Source organism: Fredinandcohnia onubensis, from assembly GCF_002734285.1.
In the GTDB taxonomy this organism is placed as follows: Bacteria; Bacillota; Bacilli; order Bacillales; family Bacillaceae_L; genus Ferdinandcohnia; species Ferdinandcohnia onubensis_A.
The window spans coordinates 283-581 of record NZ_NSEA01000044.1 but is presented as its reverse complement, the minus strand read 5'-3'; the positions used below and the strand labels follow the sequence as shown (position 1 = coordinate 581).

The 299-nt window shown below is 33.8% G+C and carries 1 protein-coding gene; it reads right to left on the bottom strand.

What is annotated here, in order from left to right; genetic code table 11:
* Nucleotides 1-299: IS110 family transposase (locus tag CKJ95_RS23155; RefSeq protein ID WP_142353976.1), on the bottom strand; the 299-nt coding region annotated here is incomplete at both ends.

Here is a 299-nt window from a genome sequence, read left to right as displayed (position 1 = left end):
CGATCACAAGAGCGTCTTTTTTATCACTTTTTGATTGAGTGTTATCACGATTCTCTTTATTTCTTTTAACTAGGTGGGGATTAACTGTTACTACCTCAATCTTCTGTTCAATAAGCCATTTCGAGATATTTTTCCAATAGTGTCCAGTAGGTTCCATACCTACAATAGATGCATTTAAATCCTTCATTTCTTGTAAACTTTGAATCCAATTTAATAATCTTTTGAAACCAACTTCACTATTTTCAAATGTAAGGGGATCTCCGACGATAATTCCACGGTAATTTATAGCTCGTGCAACA